The organism is Tahibacter amnicola, from assembly GCF_025398735.1.
Lineage (GTDB): Bacteria > Pseudomonadota > Gammaproteobacteria > Xanthomonadales > Rhodanobacteraceae > Tahibacter > Tahibacter amnicola.
The window spans coordinates 1,797,004-1,815,663 of record NZ_CP104694.1 but is presented as its reverse complement, the minus strand read 5'-3'; the positions used below and the strand labels follow the sequence as shown (position 1 = coordinate 1,815,663).

Below are 18,660 nucleotides of genomic sequence, written 5' to 3'. Positions count from 1 at the left end.
ACTTGACCGTAGATTCGCCTAGCCGTGGCCAGGAAGCACCGGCCGGCAGCCTGGGGGCTGCCGGCCGGGGAAACGCTTAGTGCACGTCCTTCCAGTATTCCTTCTTGAGCAGCCAGGCCAGGAAGGTGAACACGGACAGGTAGAGCAGCACCCAGACGCCCAGTTTCTGGCGCTTGAGGGCGGCAGGCTCGCCGACATACTGCAGGAACGCCGTCAGGTCGCGGGCCGCTTCCTCGAAGGCATGCTCATTGAGCGTGCCCTTCACCGGAATTTCGAACTTGACCAGGCACTTGCCGTCCAGTTCCTTCTGGCCTTCCTTGCAGTGCTCGACTTCACGCTTGCCGTTCTTGCAGCCACCCTCCGTGCCGGAGCAGCTTTCCTCGCCCTTGACCTTTGGCTCGAAGACGGCGTGCTGGGTGCCCTGCAGTTCCCACAGGACATTGGGCATCGACGCGCCCGGGAACACCGAGTTGTTCCAGCCCACCGGACGTGCCGGATCGATGTAGAACGACTTCAGGTAGGTGTAGATCCAGTCCGGGCCCTTGGCGCGTGCTTCGAGCGACAGATCCGGCGGTGCCTTGCCGAACCAGCGCTCCGCGTCGGCTGCCGGCATCGAGGAGACGATCGTCTCGCCGTACTTGGCGCCGGTGAAGTTGAGGTTCTTCATCACCACGTCCTCGGACAGACCGAGGTCTTCACCGATGCGCGAATAGCGCATGTACTGCAGCGAATGACAGCCGATGCAGTAGTTGAAATAGAGCTTGGCGCCGCGCTGGAGCGAGGCGATGTTGTCAACTCGGGTACCCGCAGGCTGCAGGTCCCCGCCGCCCGAGCTGGCGATGGCAGCCGGAGAGGCGGCCGTCAGGGCAACGGCAAGGGTCAGACCGATCTTGGTCAAGGCGTCCTTAATCATGCATTTTCACCCGTTCCGGGACCTGCTTGGTCTTGTCGATGCGGGTCCACACCGGCATCGTGATGAAGAAGGCGAAGTAGAGCAGCGTCAGCACGCGGCCGATGATGGTCTCTACCGGATCCGTGCCCGGGCCCGCGCCGATCTTGCCCAGCCATACGAACGACAGGGCGAACAGGCCGAGCGCCACCTTGGACAGCAGGCCGCGATAGCGGAACGACTTCACCGGGCTGCGATCCAGCCACGGCACGAGGAAGAGGATCGCGATCGCGCCGAACATCACCAGCACGCCGAGCAGCTTGTCCGGCACCACGCGCAACATGGCGTAGTACGGTGTGTAGTACCACACCGGCTTGATGTGCTCCGGCGTCACCATCTTGTTGGCGGCGACGAAGTTGTCGTGCTCAAGGAACCAGCCACCGAAGGTCGGCTCGAAGAAGATCACGAACGCGCAGATCGTCAGGAAGAAGCCGACGCCGAAGATGTCCTTCACCGTGTAGTACGGGTGGAAGGCGATGCCGTCCAGCGGGCGACCACGGGAATCCTTGGTCTTCTTGATGTCGACGCCATCGGGATTGTTGGAACCCACTTCATGCAGCGCCGCGATGTGCAGCACCACCAGCAGCAACAGGACCAGCGGCAGCGCGATCACGTGCAGCGCGAAGAAGCGGTTGAGCGTGGCGTCGGCCGGCAGGTAGTCACCCATGATCCATTCGACGAGGGTGTCGCCGACCACGGGAATGGCACCGAACAACGAGATGATGACCTTGGCGCCCCAGAACGACATCTGGCCCCATGGGAGCACGTAGCCCATGAAGGCTTCGGCCATCAGCACGAGGTAGATCAGCATGCCGAGGATCCACACCAGCTCGCGCGGTTTCTGCGCCGAGCCGTACAGGATGCCGCGGAACATGTGCAGGTAGACGACGATGAAGAAGGCTGATGCACCAGTGGAGTGCATGTAGCGGATCAGCCACCCCCACTCGACGTCGCGCATGATGTACTCGACCGAGTTGAAGGCTCCCGCCGCGCTCGGGTTGAAGTGCATCGTGAGGAAGATGCCGGTGAGGATCTGGTTGACCAGCACCAGCAAGGCGAGCGAACCGAAGAAGTACCACACGTTGAAGTTCTTCGGTGCCCAGTACTCGGACATGTGCTTGCGGTAGGCAGGCATCAGGCCCGGGGTGCGGTAGTTGAACCACTCCGTGACATTCGCGACGGTGCGCTGGATCGTGTTCGCCATCACGCCGCTCCTTGCTCAGCCGGATTGCCGGACACCTCGCCGATCACCAGCGTCTTGTCCGCGTTGGTGAAGTAGTACGGCGGCACCTTGAGGTTGGTCGGCGCGGGAACGCCCTGGTACACGCGACCGGCCATGTCGAAGCGCGACTTGTGGCAAGGGCAGAAGAAGCCGCCCTTCCATTCCGCGTCGAACGGTTCGGGTTTGATGTCGCCGTGGAACTTCGGCGAGCAGCCCAGGTGGGTACAGACGCCGACCATGACCAGCCACTCGGGCTTGATCGAACGGTGCGGGTTCTGCGCGAACTTCGGCTGCTGTTCTTCGTTTTCGGACTTCGGGTCGCGCAGGCGGCCGTCCTGGCTGGCCAGCGCGGCCAGCTGCTCCGGCGAACGGCGGACGATCCAGACCGGCTGGCCGCGCCATTCGGTGATCACCATCTGGCCGACGTCGATCTTGCTGATGTCCTGCTGCACCGGTGCGCCGGCGGTTTTCGCTCGGGCACTGGGCAACCACGATTTGATGAAAGGCACTGCCGCCACAAGGGCCCCTGCACCGCCGACGACAGCCGTCGTGGCCGTGAGGAACCGGCGGCGGCCATGATTGACGCCTTCGTTCGCCATCCGGATCTCCGGTTTAATACTTGGGAATACGGTTGGAACCGGCTGTCAGCAATCGACCGGGGGCATCGGGAACGCGAGTGACGTGCGCCGCCGGGGGCGCATCGGGTAGTGCGTGCCGCGATGGGCGGTGGATCCGTGCCGGTATGACCGGCTGACGTGACGGCTGGCCCCAAAAATCGTGTTAGTTTAGCGGCATGGCAGGCAGCGCACAATCAAACGCGCAGCCGACTTCGCCCGCCGCGCACTTCCCCTCGTGCGCAGCTCCATCGCTCGGATCCCGCATGAAATCTGCGTTGCGTACGCTCGCCTTCCTGCTGCAGTCAGTCACGGTCGGACTGGCGGCCGCGTTCGTCATTACCCGGTTGTGGCCTGCAACGCCGGCGCCGGCGCCGACGCCCGCCAACATCCCGCCCGCAACGGCAACGCCCGCGCCGGCTGCAAGCTTCCCCAGCCCGGCCGGCGTCGGCCCGGTTTCCTACGCCGACGCCGTCGCCAAGGCCGCGCCGGCGGTCGTGAACATCTATGCCACGAAGTTCGTCGCCTCCACCGCCCGACTGGTCCAGCGCGACCCCCTCATGCAGCGCCTTCTCGGCGGCTACAGCATCGTGCCGACGCAGCGGCGGGAGCGCAGCCTCGGATCGGGGGTCATCGTCAGCGCCAATGGTTATGTGATGACCAACAACCACGTCATCGCCCAGGCGCACAACATCGAGGTTCTGCTCCACGACGGCCGGTTCGCGACCGCGCAACTGGTCGGAGGCGACGACGATACCGACCTTGCGGTATTGAAAATCGACCTGACCGACCTGCCCACCGTTGACCTGACCCACGGCGCGCCGCCGGTCGTCGGCGACGTGGTCCTTGCCATCGGCAATGCGGCCGGTATTGGCAAGACGGTGACGATGGGCGTGGTCAGCGCGGTCGGACGTCACCTGGAACAATGGGCGTCGGAGGAGTTCATCCAGACCGACGCCGCGATCAATGTCGGCAATTCGGGCGGCGCCCTGATCAATGCCCACGGCGATCTCATCGGCATCAATACGGCGGCCTCCAATGCGCGCCGGACGGGCACCGAAGGTATCGGATTTGCCATTCCGACGGCGACCGCCAAGCAGGTGTTCGACCAGTTGGTCGCCCACGGCGTGGTCGTGCGCGGCTGGCTGGGCGCCGAGTACGAGCCGGTGATCGTCGCCTCCGGCGGAGAGGTCAGCAGCGCGCAGCGCGGCGCGAAAATCGTCGCAATCTATCCCAACAGCCCGGCCGCGGATGCGGGCCTGCAGCCCGAGGACGTCATCACCAAGCTCGACATGGCCGAAATCGCCGATCCCCTGGACCTGCGCAAGCGGGAGGGCGCGATCGCTCCGGGAACAACCGTCCACATCACCGGCCTTCGCGCCGGCATTCCCTTTGAAACGGACGCTACGCTCAAGCAACGCCCGGTCGTCAACCAGCCCATGATTCCGATGAGCTGAACGCGCGTGCCGGCCGGGAATGCCGGTCAGTTGGTCTGACGGTAGCGGTCGCGCAGGGTCGACACCCGCGAGACGTAGACCTGGGTTTCATCAAACGGCGGCACGCCACCGTACTTGGTCACGTTTGCCGGACCGGCGTTATAGGCCGCGATCGCGCGGCGTTCGTCGCCCTGGAAGTTCTTCAACTGCAGCGACAGATACTGGGCACCACCGCGGATGTTCTGGACGGCGTCGAAGGGGTTGTCCACACCCATGTCGTCGGCCGTGCCCGGCATCAGCTGCATCAAGCCCTGCGCGCCCTTGTTCGACAACGCATTCGGATTGAATGCGGATTCGGCATGAACCACGGCGCGCAGCAGCGATTCATCCAGGCCGAATTCAGCGGCCGCAGCGGCGATCTCGGCTCGATAGGCGTCGCGATTGAGGCGCACCGACGAGAAGTTCACCTTTGAATGGACGTCGCAGGCGAAGCACGTGGAGATATAGGTGAAGAGCACCTGGTAGTGCTTTCCGGCGGGACGGATGTTGGTGTACTCGGTAATGCCGTTGGCCTTATTGACTTTGTACACCGCGCCCCGCAGCACCTTGGGCGACTCGGACTTCGCCACGGGCGCAGCTGATGCCGTACCGGCGGCTGGCGGCGTTCCCGCGGAAGCGGTGCTGTCCTGGTAGTTCCATTGGCCCGGCTTCGCATTCGCCGCCGGCGCACTGCCGGGCACAAACCCGGGCGAGGACGCGGCGGGCGCGGTCGCCGCGGTGACTGGCCTGGCATTGTTTTCTTTGTAGCCCGCCACCTTCACGCAGTTGGCGTATCCGGCGGGTTTGTTCGTATAGGCCATCTCGCCGTTCTTGCCACTGCAGCGAAAGAGTTCGCCGGCAAAAGCGGGCCAGGCGGCGCACGCCAGCGCAAGGGCGACGAGCCCACGGATCAGGCGGTGGTGGCGGCGGTTTTTCATAGGTCCCCAAACTCCGGAGGCCAAGTTTCTGACAGGAAAGGCGAAATTCCAAGACCATCCGGCCGTCCCGGGGTTCCCCGGCAGCAACTGGCGATACGGGCAATCTGGGCGTAAACTATCGCGTTCACTCGATTTTTTGGTTTCGCCCCCATGCCCGGCAAGCTTTTTATCAAAACCCACGGTTGCCAGATGAACGAGTACGACTCGTCCAAAATGGCGGATGTGCTCGCTGCGGCGCAGGGTCTGGAGCTGACCGAAAATGAGGCTGAAGCGGACGTCATCCTGATCAACACCTGTTCCATTCGCGAGAAGGCGCAGGAAAAGGTGTTTTCGCAATTGGGCCGCTGGCGTGAACTCAAGCAGGCCAACAATAAGCTGATCATCGGCGTCGGTGGTTGCGTCGCGTCACAGGAAGGCGACAGCATCGTCAAGCGTGCCCCGTTCGTGGACCTGGTCTTCGGTCCGCAGACCTTGCACCGACTGCCCGAGATGATCGAAGCCAAGCGCCAGTCGGGTAAACCGCAGGTCGACATCAGCTTCCCCGAGATCGAAAAGTTCGACAACCTGCCGGAACCGCGCGCGGAAGGCCCCACGGCGTTCGTGTCCATCATGGAAGGGTGTTCCAAGTACTGCACGTTCTGCGTCGTGCCGTACACGCGCGGCGACGAAGTCAGCCGCCCGTTCGACGATGTCATCGCCGAAGTGGCCGCACTGGCGGAACAGGGCGTGCGCGAAGTGAACCTGCTCGGGCAGAACGTCAACGCCTACCGCGGTGCCATGCACGAAGGCGGTGTTGCGGATCTTGCGCTTCTGATCCACGCGATCGCGCAGCTCGATGGCATCGGCCGCATCCGTTTCACCACCTCGCACCCGCTGGAGTTCTCCGATTCCCTGGTCGAGGCCTATGCCAGCGTGCCCAAGCTGGCGAACTACCTGCACCTGCCCGTGCAGGCAGGCTCGGACCGGATCCTCGCCGCCATGAAGCGCGGCTACACCGCGCTGGAATTCAAGCAGAAGATCCGCAAGCTCCGCGCCGTGCGCCCGGATATTTCTATCTCATCGGATTTCATTGTCGGCTTCCCCGGTGAAACCGATGCGGATTTCGACAAGACGATGAAACTCATCGAAGACGTCGGCTTCGACCAGAGCTTCAGTTTTATCTATTCCAAGCGCCCCGGCACTCCCGCGGCCAACCTGGAAGACACGACCCCGGCCGAGGTCAAGAGCCAGCGACTGCTGCGCCTGCAGGCGCATATCAACGAGAACGCCGCCAGAATCAGCCAGGCAATGGTTGGCACGCGCCAGACCGTGCTGGTCGAAAAGCCCAGCCGCAAGAATGCCAGCGAGCTGACCGGCCGCACGGAAAACATGCGCTACGTGAACTTTCCCGGCCCCGCGTCGCTGATCGGCCAGTTCGTCGACGTGGTGATCACCGAGGCGCTATCCAATTCGTTGCGCGGCCGCATCGCATCCGCCTGACACGGTCCTCGCGCATCGCGTCCCTGCGGCCGCTATCGCGACGATAGCTGCTGACGCACTCAAGCAGGCGGCACTCAACCGCCTGTCACCTAGGCCATACGTCATGGTTCTGAACCACGCCTAAAGCGTTCAGCTTCGCGCTGCGTGGCGGTTCAGCTGCTTTCGCCCATATTTCGCCCGCCGCAGACACTGCATGGGGAAAGCACGCGGCGACAACACGACGACCCCAAGGGACTATCATGAAAAAGAATATTGCTATTAGTTTGATGCTCGCCCTGGCCGCTTTCAGCGCTATTCCTGCGACAGCCCTCGCCGACGGCCTCTTTGTCGAAGGTCGCGTCGGCCGTTCCGACTTCGACAACTACGGCCTTGACGACAATGACACCGCATTCGCCATCAACGGCGGCTATCGCTGGGGCGCGTTCGGCCTGGAAGCCGGCTACGTGGATCTGGGCGAGTTCGACAGGAACTACATCGGCGCGGGCAAGCACGGCGTCAGCATGGACGGCTGGACCCTCGGTGCAAACGGCCATTTCAACCTCAATGAGCACTGGTATCTGTCCGCCCGGGCCGGTCTGTTCCACTGGAACGCCGATATCGACACCATCCCGGTGAACGGCCCGCGCATGAAAGGCGATACCGATTCCACCGACTGGTACGCCGGCGTCGGCGTCGGCTACGACATCAATGCCAACTGGGGCGTGGGCATCAACTACGACCACTATGCCGCTGAGAAGGGTGTGTTCGATTTCGACGTGAACAAGATCTCGCTCAGCACCGAATATCGCTTCTGATCGCACGCTATCTGTGACATCCACGACGGCCCGGAAGGGCCGTCGTCCGTTCAGGCCGGCACGAAACGAAAAGGCGTTCGCGCAAGACCCTGGACGAATTCCATCCACTGTTATCCGGACACTGAAAAATGAAGAAGTATCTTGCGGCGGGCCTGGCAGTGGCCCTGTCACTCATCGGGTTCGCCCCGTCTGTCGCACTGGCTGACGGAGCCTTCATCGAAGGTCGCGTAGGCCGGTCCGACCTCGACAGCCTCGGCTACAACGAGAGCGACAACGCCTTCGCTATCAACGGTGGCTACCGCTGGGGTTCTTTCGGCGTGGAAGGCGGCTATGTGGACCTGGGCCAGGTTGATCAGCTCTACTACCTGTCGCCCACCTTCCACAGCAGGGGCTCGACCGAGCTGTCCGGTTGGACGCTCGGCGGCAATGGCCACTTCAATCTCAATGACCACTGGTACCTGTCGGCCCGCGCCGGCCTGTTCCACTGGAAGGCCGACTACCGCTACCTCGATTCCGACGGCACGCGCGGCGCCGGCGATATCACCGACACGGACTGGTACGCCGGCGTCGGCGTCGGCTACGACATCAATGCCAACTGGGGCGTGGGTCTGAACTACGACTACTTCAAGGTCGGCGCGGGCAGCTCCAACAACGTGGACAAACTGTCGATCAGCACCGAATACCGCTTCTGAGCCCCCCCGTCGACGCCCCGGCAAGGGGCGCCGCCGGGCGCTATGCCCGGGCGTCGCGTCGCTGACGCATCGCCCCCGCTAGGCCGGCTGGCGGTCCTGTGATTCAATCACACCGCCGGCCGGCGTCATTGGTCCGGCGGCGCGCTATCGGGAGCCTGGCCGCATGCGAACTGTTTCGCTGGCAACGTTCCGGAACCCCTTGGACAGGGGGTGCGCGGCATGAGCCAGAAAATCGAGCGTGCCAAGGTCCTGGTCATCGACGATCAGGTCGTCATTCTCGAAGCCTTACGGCGCCTGCTGTCCGCCGACGACCTGGAAATTCACCTGCACAACGACTCCGCGAGCGCCGTAGCGAAGGCTCGCGCGATCGCACCGGCGGTCATTCTCCTCGATATTCACATGAACCCGATCAACGGCCTGGACGTGCTGCGCGGCATCCGCGCGCAGCCCGAGCTGGCCGACGTGCCCGTGGTGATGCTGTCCGCGGTGGAAGATCCGGAAACCAAGGTCGAAGCGTTCAAGTACGGCGCCAACGACTACGTCGTGAAACTGCCCAGCCCCCTGGAACTCAACGCCCGCGTCCGCTACCACGCCAACGCGCTCAAGGCCGCGCGCGAGCGCGCGGAAGCCTACGAGGCGCTGCTGCGCAGCCAGTCCGAGCTGGAGCAACGCAACCGGTTGATCGAGCAGATCAACCGCGAGCTGGCCGAGTCGGTGCTGACCGACACCTTGACCGGTTTGCGCAATCGCCGCTTTCTGAAATTGTTCCTTGACGAGCATACCGAGTCCCGCCGGGCCAGCCACGAACGCCGCCGCGCGCCGGCGCGCACGACGGTATTCCTGATGGATCTGGACCACTTCAAGCAGATCAACGACCGGCTCGGCCATGACGCCGGTGACATCGCCCTGGTCGAGACCGCGGCCCGGTTGCGCTCGTCAGTACGGGCGGACGATGCCGTGTTGCGCTGGGGCGGCGAAGAGTTCCTGATCATTGCGCGCTACTACGACCTGGATGAGCCGACGGCCGCTGCACAACGCCTGCTGGAGGCGATCGGCGGCTCACCCATGCAGCTGGGCCCGCACCAGGAGACGGTGACCTGCTCGGTCGGCTATGCACCCTTTCCGTGGGTGGGCGAAAAGCTGGCGCAGGCATCCATCGAGCAGACACTCAGCCTGGCGGATGCCGCCTGCTACCTGAGCAAGACAGCCGGCCGCAACCGTGCCTTTGGCGTGCTGCCCGGACCTGACGACGCGCGTGCCGCGCGAATCTCCGGACTCGGCATTTCGCCGGCGACGCTGCGCAGCGAAGACGGACGCGGCGTGCGCCTGGTGGAAAGCGTTGGACCTGCGATTGGCAGGCTGGACCTCGCCTCGACGTCCGGGTAGCGCTGCTTCCGCGTGCGCGCTACCCTCGCGCCCCTATGACAGCGCCCCTCTCCCATCGCGACTTTGCCCTCCAGCCCGACGATGTCGAGCGCCTGGCCAACCTGGTTGGCCCCTTCGACGAACACCTGCGCCAGATCGAACTGCGGCTGGGGGTGGAGATCAACAACCGCGGCAACCTCTTCCGGGTGATCGGCGACGATCGCACAGTCGAGCTGACCATGCGCCTGCTGCATGAACTCTACGCATCGACCGAGACCGAAACGCTGGATGCGCATCGGTTGAACCTGTATCTGCAGCAATCGGGTGTTGAAGCCCTGCACGAGCGCGCCGCCGAAGGGGCGCAGGAAGTCGTGATCCGGGTCAAGCGCGGCACCATCAAGGGACGCGGCCCGAACCAGGCGCGCTATCTCCATGCCGTGGCCACGCACGACATCAATTTCGGAATCGGGCCGGCCGGTACTGGCAAGACCTACCTCGCCGTCGCCAGCGCCGTCGATGCGCTCGAAGACAATCGCGTGCAGCGCATCATCCTGGTCCGCCCGGCCGTCGAGGCCGGCGAAAAGCTGGGCTTTCTGCCAGGCGACCTGACCCAGAAGGTCGATCCCTACCTGCGCCCACTCTACGATGCCCTCTACGAGATGCTCGGGTTCGAGAAAGTCGCCAAGCTGATCGAACGCAACGTCATTGAAATTGCCCCGCTGGCATACATGCGCGGACGCACGCTCAACGACTCCTTCGTGATCCTGGACGAGGCCCAGAACACGACGGTGGAACAAATGAAGATGTTTCTTACACGCATCGGCTTCGGGTCCGTTGCCGTCGTCACGGGCGATGTCACCCAGATCGACCTGCCCAAGCACGTGCGCTCCGGCCTGCGCGATGCGATCGATGTGCTGCGCGGTGTCGACGGCATCAGCTTCACCTTCTTCACCGCGCGGGACGTCGTTCGCCATCCGCTGGTTCAACGCATCGTCCGGGCGTACGAAAGCCACGAACGCGGGGCGAAGGAGTGATCCACTCCGCGCCCGCCGCCCGCCCATGAACCTGAGCCTGCACGTCTCACGCGCCAGCGGCCTGCCGCGCGCGGGTGTACCGACGCGCGCCAGTTTCCAGGCGTGGGTCGAAGCGGCACTGCGCGTGGCCCGTCGTCGCCGCGCGGCGGAGCTGACCATCCGCATCGTCGATACGCCGGAAGGGCGCGAACTCAACCGCACCTACCGCCAGCGCGATTACGCCACGAACGTGCTGTCCTTTCCGGCCGACCTGCCACCCGGACTACGCCTGCCGCTGTTGGGGGATCTGGTGATCTGCGCACCGGTCGTCGCCCGCGAGGCGCGTGAACAGGGCAAGGCGCTGCGCGACCACTATGCCCACATGACCATACACGGCACCTTGCACCTGCTCGGCTACGACCACATGGCGGATGACGAGGCCGAAGCAATGGAGACCCTGGAGCGGCGCGCGCTGGCCGGGCTGGGTATCAGCGATCCCTACGACTGAAACGGCGAATCACGCTTCCATGCACTGGAAGGTGAGGACGTAGTCGGGATTGAGCGAGGTTTCCTGGCCGAGGCTGATCGTGCCCGTGCGCCGCAGGTGCAACTCGTCGCGATGCAGCCGCAATTCGTCACCGTCGCCCAGGCGGACCCAGGTACCGTTGGTGGAACGGTCCCCCAGCACCCAATGGCCACGCTTGTATTCGATCGTCGCGTGCGTCCGCGAGACCCACTCGGCGTCGATCATCAGATTATTGCTGGCCTCGCGACCGAGCGAGAACGGTGGTGCCAGCTCGTCGATCTCGTACGACTGGCTGCGATAGCGCAGCAGCAGCCGCTGTTTGCGCGGCCCCTGCTCCACCAGCTTCACCACGCGCTGCACGGTGGTCACGTTGGAGGTGTCTTCCTGCCACATCACGTCGACGATCTCGATCGGCAACAGTTTGCCCGAGACCCGCGCCGTTCCCAGTGCACGCGTGCGCAACGGCCCCACGTTGGTGACGCCCGAAACAGTACTGGCCGTGGTGACGATCTGCTCACGCTTGGCCAGGGAGCTCATGCGGGCGGCCGTGTTCACGGCATCGCCGTAGACGTCGCCGTCTTCGAGCAAGGTGTCGCCATGGTGCAGGCCGACGCGGATGGCCAGGTTGTCGCGGATGAACGCCGGGTCGCTGGACACCCGCTTCTGCATGTCCGTCGCGGCCAGCAGGCCGTTGAGAGGCCCCGGAAACGTACACATGACCTCGTCGCCGATGGTCTTGATGACACGCCCGCCGTGATGCTGGGTAATCTCCCCCAGGACGTTGAGCACGCCGGATACGATCCGTCGCGCGGTTTCGTCGCCACGGGTCTCGAACAGCTTGGTGCTGCCGGAGACGTCGGCAAAGAGGATGGTCAAGGGCTGGCGCTGGGTCATCTCGGCGCGATCATAGGCGATTCAGCGGAGGTCCAGAAGCCCACCGGGGCGCCGGCCGCCACCTTCCGGCGGCGCAAAGCCCCGTCCTGGCGCCCGCCCCCGCAGTCGCCCCGCCGGGGAGCGGACCGCCAGGTCGCGGGGGACAACCCGACGCGCAAACCCGCCGAATCGGGCCGGCGCACCGCTAGTTGCTGAATTCCACCAGCACCTTGCCATGGCGACCGCCACGCTCGGCGTGCGCCACGGCCTGCTGTATCTCTTCGGCGCGATAGCGCGCCTCCACCGGCGTGTGCAGGTTGCCCGCCAGCACGTGGCCGGACAGCGCGTCGTACATCAGCTTCGCGTCGGCGTAGGGCATGGACTCCACGGTACGGGTCAGCCAGAAGCCACGCACGGCGATGTCGCGGAAGATCAGCTGATCCGGCCGGACGATGCATGCTTCGCCCTGCATGCCGCCGTAGTTGACCAGGGTGGCCCCGTCCGACACCGCGTCCGCCAGGCGTGCGGTCGCGGCGCCGCCAACGGCGTCCACCGCCAGCGCGACGCGTGCACCGCCCGTCTGCTCACGAACCCGGGCTGCCAGGTCGTCACCATCGCGCAGAACGGCCGTAGCCCCCAACGCCATGAGCTCGGCGGACACGTCGTCCCTACGCACCACGCTGATCGAGCGGATCCCGCGCAGGCGCGCCAACTGGGTGAGGCTGCGGCCGACGCCGGAATTGGCCGCGTTCTGAATCACCCAGTCGTCTGCGCCAAGCGCAACGAACCGTTCCAGCAGGCAGTGCGCGGTCGCCGGATTCACTTTGAGCATCGCCAGCTGGAGCAGGTCTGCCTGGCGTGGCACCGGCATGACCTGGTGCGCAGGCACGCACTTGAACGCCAACCAGTTGTCACGGCACAGGTAGATGACGCGATCACCGACGGCGACGTTCGCGACACCCTCGCCGGTCGCCACGACCACGCCAACGGCCTCGGATCCGGGCACGCCGACGCCGTCCGCGCGCCGGGCATAGCCGCCGCGCAGCGTCAGAATGTCGGCCGGGTTGATGGGGAACGCCTGGGCCTGCACCAGCACTTCGCCGGGCCCCGGCGAAGCCGGCTCGGGGACATCCACGCACGCCACGACCTCGCTGGGGATGCCCGTCCGGGCAAACTGGATCTGCTTCATCGGTTCCGTCCTCGGCAATCGTCGCCCTCCCACACCCGCAGCGCCCCCTTCGCAGAGGTGCGCTGCAACCGCGGAAGGGCTCGTCAAAAGGTGTAGCGCCAGGAAAGGCGCACAGTGCGCGGCTCCACGGGATGGAAATGGATGTCCGCGACAGGATCCGTTTCACCGGTCATGCGTGACTCGTAAAAATAGGTGATGTCGTTGTCGTCACTGTCGAGGAGGTTGTGCACCTCCAGCCGCAGCGCCGCGTTCGTACTGATGGCGTAGTTGACATCCAGATTGACGAGCGTGGTCGAGCGGGAGCGCACGCTGCCGTCCTCCACCAGCGGTGCCGGGCCGAGATAGCGGTAGCGCAGGCCACCGGACCAGCGGCCGCCGTGGTCCACGTAGATGCCAACGGATGCCACTTTCTCGATAGCACCGGGGATGGCGTCGCCGGCCGGATCGAATTCCGTGAAACGCGCCTGCGAACGCGCGAAATCCGCCTCCAGCCGCAGCCACGGCAATGGCCGGTAGGTCAGTTCCGCCTCGATACCCTGGCGGCGCGAGGCGCGGCTCGCCTCGGTCGAACCGCCGTCGCCGGAGAACACCAGTTCCGATCCGATGCGCAGCCGCCAGAACACGGCACTGAGCATCAGGTTTGGCACCGGGGCGTAGCGGATTCCCACTTCCTCGCCGCGCGTGGGCACGATGAGATCCAGTGGCTGCGCAGGCTCGGAGGGGGCCAGCGGATTGACGCGGGTGGTCGCACCGCGCGCGTCGTTCGAATGGAAGCCGCGCCCCGCATTGGCATAGAGCGCCAGCGGTGCCACCGGGGAATACATCAGACTGAACTTCGGGCTGGCCCGGAACTGGCTGGCAGCACCGGAATTGGGCGACAGCAGGCTGTCGACGTCGGCATCGTAGTAGTCACCGCGGAGGCCAACGACGCTGTGAAACGTGCTGGTCCACTGACTGCGCAGGCTGGCATGCAGGCCGGCGGATGTTTCCGCGACCTGGTCCTGCCGCACGACACCCAGCGTCTGACGCGCCCGCGTGTGATAGAGCCCTACGCGATCGATATCGTCGATGCGCAGTTCGGCACCGGTGGCCAGTTCGTGCAGGACCTCGCCCGAAGTCCACCGGTGCGAATACGTCAGCGCCCCGCCGTAGTAGGTACGATCGTCCGCCTGCGCGAACTGGTCTCCCTCATCCGGGTGCTCCAGCAGGTAGGTGAAGTTGGAGAACAGGTCGAGCCGGTAGCGAACCGCGTAGGCGTTCGCCTGCCATTCGCCGGTATCAGTCGCATGCGTCACATCGGCCACGAGGGTATGTCGCGACGTATCCCCTCCAAGGTCCGGGTCGATCTGACCGAACCGCCCGATGCGGCCGGATTCAACCGCCCGCAACGGGACCTGGTCGCTCGACGCCCAGCGATTGCGGTAGCCCAGGTATGCGATGCCCCAGCGCGTATCGGCATTGCCCTGGCGGAACTTCGCGATGACGGACGCCCGCCGGGCGTCTTCGGGCTTTTCCCAGGGACCGTCGTTGCGGCCCAGGTCCACCCCGAGCAAGAGCGACCGGTCGTGGTCGAACTCGCCCGATCCGGCCGCCAGTACGCGGGCGAAGCCGTGCTCGCCGGCCGTGACGTCGACGAATGGCCTGGAAACTTTATCCACATAGCGAATATGCGCCGCACCGGCAGACGAGAAATCGCCGTCGTCCGCCGCGTAGGGGCCCTTTCGGTACTCGATGCGCCGGATCAGTTCCGGGATCAGTCCGTTGAGGTCGTTGTAGCCCTGCCCGTGGCCGTGCGTGCGCAGGTTGTTCGGCACTCCGTCGATCGTCGTGGAGAGATCGGTCCCGTGATCGAGATTGAATCCACGCAGGAAATACTGGTTTCCCTTGCCGTTGCCGCTGTGCTGGGTCGCAACCAGGCCCGGCATCACCTCCAGCACCTCCGCCGGACGTGACAGCGGACGTACGCGCAGATCGGCCGCCGTGACGATACCGGCCGATGCAGCCTCCACGCCGGGCTTGGCCGCTTCGCCATTTACTTCGTCGACATCGATCGCGGATAACCGCGTTTCGGCCAGCGGCTCGGCATGCACCATCGGTGGAACGCCGGCGACAGTCGCGCAGACGGCCAAGGCCAGCGTCGCCCGACGGGCGATCGACCTAGGGGCCGCCGGAACCTGCGGCAGCGCCACACCGGGTTGATTCGTTCTGACCGGCGCGGTCATCATTTCCTGCTCCCGCACGTCATTTCTCCACAAAAGCCCGTTCAAAGACATATTCACCGGGTGTACCGATGCGCGGCGAGGCCGTGAAGCCGCGTGCATCCAGCAGCTCGCGCAGGTCGGACAGCATCTGGGGGCTGCCGCAGATCATGGCGCGGTCGCGCGCCGCGTCGAGCGGCTCGATACCCAGGTCCCGCATCATCTGGCCGCTCGCCATCAACCGGGTGAGCCGACCCTGGTGCGCGAAGGGCTCGCGGGTGACGGCCGGGTAGTACAGCAGCTGGCGACGGATCGTCTCGCCCAGGTACTCGTGTTCGGGCAGCCCGCGCGTAAGGTAGTCGCGATAGGCCAGGTCCGATTCGTAGCGCACGCCGTGCGCCAGGACGACACGCTCGAACCGCTCATAGGTCTGCGGGTCCTTGATCACGGCGAGAAACGGCGCCAGGCCGGTGCCGGTCGCCAACAGGTAAAGGTTGCGCCCGGCATGCAGGTCGTGCGTGAGCAGCGTGCCTGTCGGCTTGCGGCTCACCAGAATGTCGTCACCTTCCCGCAGATGCTGCAGCCGCGAGGTGAGCGGACCATTCGGCGCCTTGATGCTGAAAAACTCCAGCTCCTCTTCCCAGTTCCCCGATGCGATCGAGTAGGCACGCACCAGCGGCTTGCCATCGACCGGCAGCCCGATCATGACGAACTGGCCGTTCTCGAAGCGAAGGCCGGTGCCACGCGTCGTGGTGAAGCTGAAATAGGCCGGCGTCCAGTGTCTGACGCGCAAGACCCGTTCCGTGTCAAAAGCAGTCATCGTTGTATTTCCTTTCGATCCGATGCGTTGAACACACGGCATTGCGATGCGGAGCGCGCGTCGGCACAGGGTCATCCCCTTTCCTTACGCAGCCGCCTCCCGTACCGGATGCCGGCGATGCGAGCGCGAGGGCATCAGGCCCCGATGCCCAGTGCGCGCTGGAGGAACCAGAAGGTGCCCATCACGGCGATGCCGAATGCGCTGGCCATGACCAAGGCTGCCCGCGCCGGCCGCCACAACGAAACGGACAGCACGACAGGTACGGCCACCACGAGAATGGCCAGCTGGCCGATCTCGACGCCAATATTGAAGCCCGCGAGACTGGCAAGCCTGCCTGTCTGCGGCAGCGACAGCTCCTGCAGCAAGGTGGCGAAACCCAGGCCGTGCAGCAGGCCGAAACCGAACACGACGCCCTTCTCGAACCGGTCAGGTACAACCGGCCACAAGGTGTTCAGGGCCATCACGACGATCGACACCGCAATCGCTGATTCGAAGAACCGGACCGGTGCTGCAACAAGCCCCAGCGCCGACGCCCCGAGCGTCAGGGAATGCGCCAGCGTGAACACCGAGACCAGCTTGGTCAGTTCCCACAGGCGGGAACCCAGGCCACGGGCATCCGTCTTCGGACGCCGCCGCGGCAGCAGCACGGCGATGATCAGCGTGCAGACAAAGAGGATGTGATCCGGCCCTTCCAGGATGTGGTGCATGCCATGGACGACAAATCCGCCGAAGGAGGTCGCCATTGCGTTGTCGTCGAAACGCAGCGCGACGGTACGCTGCTCCGGCGAAGCCACCAGCACGGACGCCGTCGGCTCGCCCGCATTCAGCGTCACTATCGCACGGTGCTTGAGATTCCGCTCGAACAGAAACGAATAGCGCAAGTCAGCCGACGTCAGCGCTTCCTTGCAGCGCATGCCCTGCTGTACGACCGCAAACGTATCACCCTGCCGGTGCAACACGCTGAGACCTATCGGCGGAACTGGCGCGCAGGATGCGCCGTCCTGGCTGATCACGACATGGCTTGCCAATAGTGTCGCGAGGCGCGCGGATTGGTTGCGCAATTCGCCCCAGGTCACCGCGCCGTCGCCGTTGGTGTCCAGGGTGACGGCGTCGTTGAGATCGAACAGGGAGACGTCCCACCGAACGTCGATCAGCGATTCCTGCGCCTGCAGGTACAGGTAGCTCGTGCTGGGGCTATGCGCGGACACCGTCCGCACCATCCCGCACAGGGTCAACAGCAGAAGAAGAATATTACGGAGCGGCGCCATGCGAGGATGCCTCCGGTCCGACAGCGAGCTGACGCACGAGCGCCGGATTGGCAGCGGCAACGGGAGCGAGCCACTGGCGAACGGCCGTTACGGCATCCACATCGTTTGCCGCCAGTCCGGCGCGCAGCAGCAGCTGCGCATCGGCCGGCGTCTTGACCATTTGCCAGTTCTCCTTGGCCAGGGCGAGGGCTCGCGCGGCATCGTCGAACAGATAAAGATTGGCGCGGACTTCCTCGTTGAAGTACGGCGGATCGCCACGCAACGCGCTATCGGCAAATCGCGCCTTCAGCGCCAGACGACAGGCGTCGATGTCCCCCGGCGACGTGACTTGCAGCGCCAGACATCGCCGGACCGCGCCATTGAGCGTGTCCCCATCGTTCGCCAGCACGGCCAGCGCGTCCTGTGCGCGGCCCTGTTCGAGCAGGAAATCGGCATACGGCAACAGCACGTCGGCACTGTCTTTACGCAGGGCGAGTGCCTCCTTGAAATAGATATCGGCTTCGTCGATCCGCTCCAGGCGCACCGCGATATCCGCCAACGCCGTCAGCGCCCAGATCCGCTCATCCACCGCCGACGACGGAATCTCGTCCAGCGCGGACCGGAGCAGCGCCTGGCCTTGCGCGATGCCGGACGTTCCCCCGCTGACAGCACCACGGCACAACTTCCACGAATGGACATTGAGCCGCATCAGCGCCTGGCAGTGCGCCAGCGCGGTCTCATGGTCGGCTTGGGCGGCGCTGATCATCGCCAGGCTGAACCAGGCCTTGGAATACGCGGGATTGGCACGGACCACCTGCAGATAGTCTGCCTTGGCCGCATCGAAGCGATGGAAGTACTGGTGGATGTCGGCGCGCACGACCAGCGTCGCCAATGGAACGTCCGCGCGCGACAGCCAGGGCTGGATCGCCGATTCGGCATAACCGTAGTAGCGCAGGTTGCGGTCGCGCCTGGCCACATCCAGATAATGGCTGGCCAGTTCGGTCGCAACGGTGACATCCGTTGGCGCGGCATCCCGCTGCGCCTTCAACCCGTCGATGCGGGTCTGCTGGCCCCGCAGCGACGCGGGCAGCTGGACGAGGACTTCGCCGTCGTCGGACGGCACGTAGGGTTCGGCCGCATCGGCAGAACCGGTGGCGGTTGCGGCCACGAGCAGGCCGCACAACCAGTTGCCCAATCGGATCTTCACGGCAATCACTTCCAGACAGCGCGGCGTGCGCAGATACAGCGCACCGTCGCTCGAATTCG

General features: G+C 64.9%; 17 protein-coding genes. 7 read left to right on the top strand and 10 right to left on the bottom strand.

From position 1 onward, the window contains the following. Positions 1-76 precede the first annotated feature (76 nt). The 3 genes from N4264_RS07550 to petA are packed head-to-tail and all read right to left on the bottom strand — an operon-like array spanning position 77 to position 2,770. Entirely contained in the window at positions 77-913 is an 837-nt protein-coding gene (locus tag N4264_RS07550) for a cytochrome c1 (protein WP_261696452.1), read from the bottom strand. Further along, positions 906-2,153, bottom strand: coding sequence for a cytochrome b (locus N4264_RS07545; RefSeq protein ID WP_261696451.1), 1,248 nt, complete (start codon positions 2,151-2,153; stop codon positions 906-908). Before N4264_RS07545 ends, N4264_RS07550 begins: the two co-directional genes overlap by 8 nt. Then, complete coding sequence (gene petA / locus N4264_RS07540; RefSeq protein WP_261696450.1) at positions 2,153-2,770, bottom strand: ubiquinol-cytochrome c reductase iron-sulfur subunit; 618 nt, start codon at positions 2,768-2,770, stop codon at positions 2,153-2,155. The genes N4264_RS07545 and petA overlap by 1 nt, the downstream gene beginning before the upstream one ends. A gap of 281 nt (positions 2,771-3,051) precedes the next feature. Between petA and N4264_RS07535 the strand changes: the two genes are divergently transcribed. Continuing rightward, complete coding sequence (locus N4264_RS07535) at positions 3,052-4,242, top strand: S1C family serine protease (protein ID WP_261696449.1); 1,191 nt, start codon at positions 3,052-3,054, stop codon at positions 4,240-4,242. A gap of 26 nt (positions 4,243-4,268) precedes the next feature. Here N4264_RS07535 and N4264_RS07530 read toward each other — a convergent pair whose 3' ends face one another. Continuing rightward, positions 4,269-5,198, bottom strand: coding sequence for a lytic transglycosylase domain-containing protein (locus N4264_RS07530; RefSeq protein WP_261696448.1), 930 nt, complete (start codon positions 5,196-5,198; stop codon positions 4,269-4,271). Between the two features lie 150 nt (positions 5,199-5,348). Between N4264_RS07530 and miaB the strand changes: the two genes are divergently transcribed. The 6 genes from miaB (at position 5,349) to ybeY (ending at position 11,049) form a co-directional block, all read left to right on the top strand. Continuing rightward, positions 5,349-6,677, top strand: coding sequence for a tRNA (N6-isopentenyl adenosine(37)-C2)-methylthiotransferase MiaB (gene miaB, locus N4264_RS07525; RefSeq protein WP_261696447.1), 1,329 nt, complete (start codon positions 5,349-5,351; stop codon positions 6,675-6,677). A gap of 239 nt (positions 6,678-6,916) precedes the next feature. Beyond that, positions 6,917-7,471 (top strand): porin family protein, encoded by a 555-nt coding sequence (locus N4264_RS07520; RefSeq protein WP_261696446.1) that lies wholly within the window; start codon positions 6,917-6,919, stop codon positions 7,469-7,471. 128 nt (positions 7,472-7,599) lie between these two features. Then, on the top strand, positions 7,600-8,163 hold the full coding sequence (locus N4264_RS07515) for an outer membrane protein (RefSeq protein WP_261696445.1): 564 nt from the start codon (positions 7,600-7,602) through the stop codon (positions 8,161-8,163). Positions 8,164-8,382: 219 nt separating this feature from the next. Then, positions 8,383-9,549 carry a diguanylate cyclase gene (locus N4264_RS07510; protein WP_261696444.1) on the top strand — a complete coding sequence of 389 codons (1,167 nt, stop codon included), beginning with the start codon at positions 8,383-8,385 and terminating at the stop codon, positions 9,547-9,549. Between the two features lie 35 nt (positions 9,550-9,584). After that, positions 9,585-10,562, top strand: coding sequence for a PhoH family protein (locus N4264_RS07505; protein ID WP_261696443.1), 978 nt, complete (start codon positions 9,585-9,587; stop codon positions 10,560-10,562). 25 nt (positions 10,563-10,587) lie between these two features. Further along, on the top strand, positions 10,588-11,049 hold the full coding sequence (gene ybeY, locus N4264_RS07500; RefSeq protein ID WP_261696442.1) for an rRNA maturation RNase YbeY: 462 nt from the start codon (positions 10,588-10,590) through the stop codon (positions 11,047-11,049). A gap of 9 nt (positions 11,050-11,058) precedes the next feature. Here ybeY and N4264_RS07495 read toward each other — a convergent pair whose 3' ends face one another. From N4264_RS07495 to N4264_RS07470, 6 genes are all read right to left on the bottom strand, one after another. Further along, positions 11,059-11,961 (bottom strand): adenylate/guanylate cyclase domain-containing protein, encoded by a 903-nt coding sequence (locus N4264_RS07495; protein WP_261696441.1) that lies wholly within the window; start codon positions 11,959-11,961, stop codon positions 11,059-11,061. A gap of 184 nt (positions 11,962-12,145) precedes the next feature. Continuing rightward, a complete protein-coding gene (locus N4264_RS07490) occupies positions 12,146-13,129 on the bottom strand; it encodes an MDR family NADPH-dependent oxidoreductase (protein WP_261696440.1) in 984 nt (327 codons plus the stop codon). An 83-nt stretch (positions 13,130-13,212) separates the two neighbouring features. Beyond that, on the bottom strand, positions 13,213-15,369 hold the full coding sequence (locus tag N4264_RS07485) for a TonB-dependent receptor (protein WP_261696439.1): 2,157 nt from the start codon (positions 15,367-15,369) through the stop codon (positions 13,213-13,215). A 1-nt stretch (position 15,370) separates the two neighbouring features. Next, positions 15,371-16,147: a ferredoxin--NADP reductase gene (locus N4264_RS07480; protein WP_261696438.1), complete on the bottom strand. Its 777-nt coding sequence runs from the start codon at positions 16,145-16,147 to the stop codon at positions 15,371-15,373. 134 nt (positions 16,148-16,281) lie between these two features. After that, complete coding sequence (locus N4264_RS07475; protein WP_261696437.1) at positions 16,282-17,415, bottom strand: HupE/UreJ family protein; 1,134 nt, start codon at positions 17,413-17,415, stop codon at positions 16,282-16,284. After that, on the bottom strand, positions 17,399-18,601 hold the full coding sequence (locus tag N4264_RS07470; protein ID WP_261696436.1) for a tetratricopeptide repeat protein: 1,203 nt from the start codon (positions 18,599-18,601) through the stop codon (positions 17,399-17,401). Before N4264_RS07470 ends, N4264_RS07475 begins: the two co-directional genes overlap by 17 nt. Positions 18,602-18,660 lie beyond the last annotated feature (59 nt).

Bases quoted from the DNA above. Each gene is read 5' to 3' on its own strand.
- N4264_RS07550 (WP_261696452.1), bottom strand. From the start codon at position 913: ATGATTAAGGACGCCTTGACCAAGATCGGTCTGACCCTTGCCGTTGCC.
- N4264_RS07545 (WP_261696451.1), bottom strand. From the start codon at position 2,153: ATGGCGAACACGATCCAGCGCACCGTCGCGAATGTCACGGAGTGGTTC.
- petA (WP_261696450.1), bottom strand. From the start codon at position 2,770: ATGGCGAACGAAGGCGTCAATCATGGCCGCCGCCGGTTCCTCACGGCC.
- N4264_RS07535 (WP_261696449.1), top strand. From the start codon at position 3,052: ATGAAATCTGCGTTGCGTACGCTCGCCTTCCTGCTGCAGTCAGTCACG.
- N4264_RS07530 (WP_261696448.1), bottom strand. From the start codon at position 5,198: ATGAAAAACCGCCGCCACCACCGCCTGATCCGTGGGCTCGTCGCCCTT.
- miaB (WP_261696447.1), top strand. From the start codon at position 5,349: ATGCCCGGCAAGCTTTTTATCAAAACCCACGGTTGCCAGATGAACGAG.
- N4264_RS07520 (WP_261696446.1), top strand. From the start codon at position 6,917: ATGAAAAAGAATATTGCTATTAGTTTGATGCTCGCCCTGGCCGCTTTC.
- N4264_RS07515 (WP_261696445.1), top strand. From the start codon at position 7,600: ATGAAGAAGTATCTTGCGGCGGGCCTGGCAGTGGCCCTGTCACTCATC.
- N4264_RS07510 (WP_261696444.1), top strand. From the start codon at position 8,383: ATGAGCCAGAAAATCGAGCGTGCCAAGGTCCTGGTCATCGACGATCAG.
- N4264_RS07505 (WP_261696443.1), top strand. From the start codon at position 9,585: ATGACAGCGCCCCTCTCCCATCGCGACTTTGCCCTCCAGCCCGACGAT.
- ybeY (WP_261696442.1), top strand. From the start codon at position 10,588: ATGAACCTGAGCCTGCACGTCTCACGCGCCAGCGGCCTGCCGCGCGCG.
- N4264_RS07495 (WP_261696441.1), bottom strand. From the start codon at position 11,961: ATGACCCAGCGCCAGCCCTTGACCATCCTCTTTGCCGACGTCTCCGGC.
- N4264_RS07490 (WP_261696440.1), bottom strand. From the start codon at position 13,129: ATGAAGCAGATCCAGTTTGCCCGGACGGGCATCCCCAGCGAGGTCGTG.
- N4264_RS07480 (WP_261696438.1), bottom strand. From the start codon at position 16,147: ATGACTGCTTTTGACACGGAACGGGTCTTGCGCGTCAGACACTGGACG.
- N4264_RS07475 (WP_261696437.1), bottom strand. From the start codon at position 17,415: ATGGCGCCGCTCCGTAATATTCTTCTTCTGCTGTTGACCCTGTGCGGG.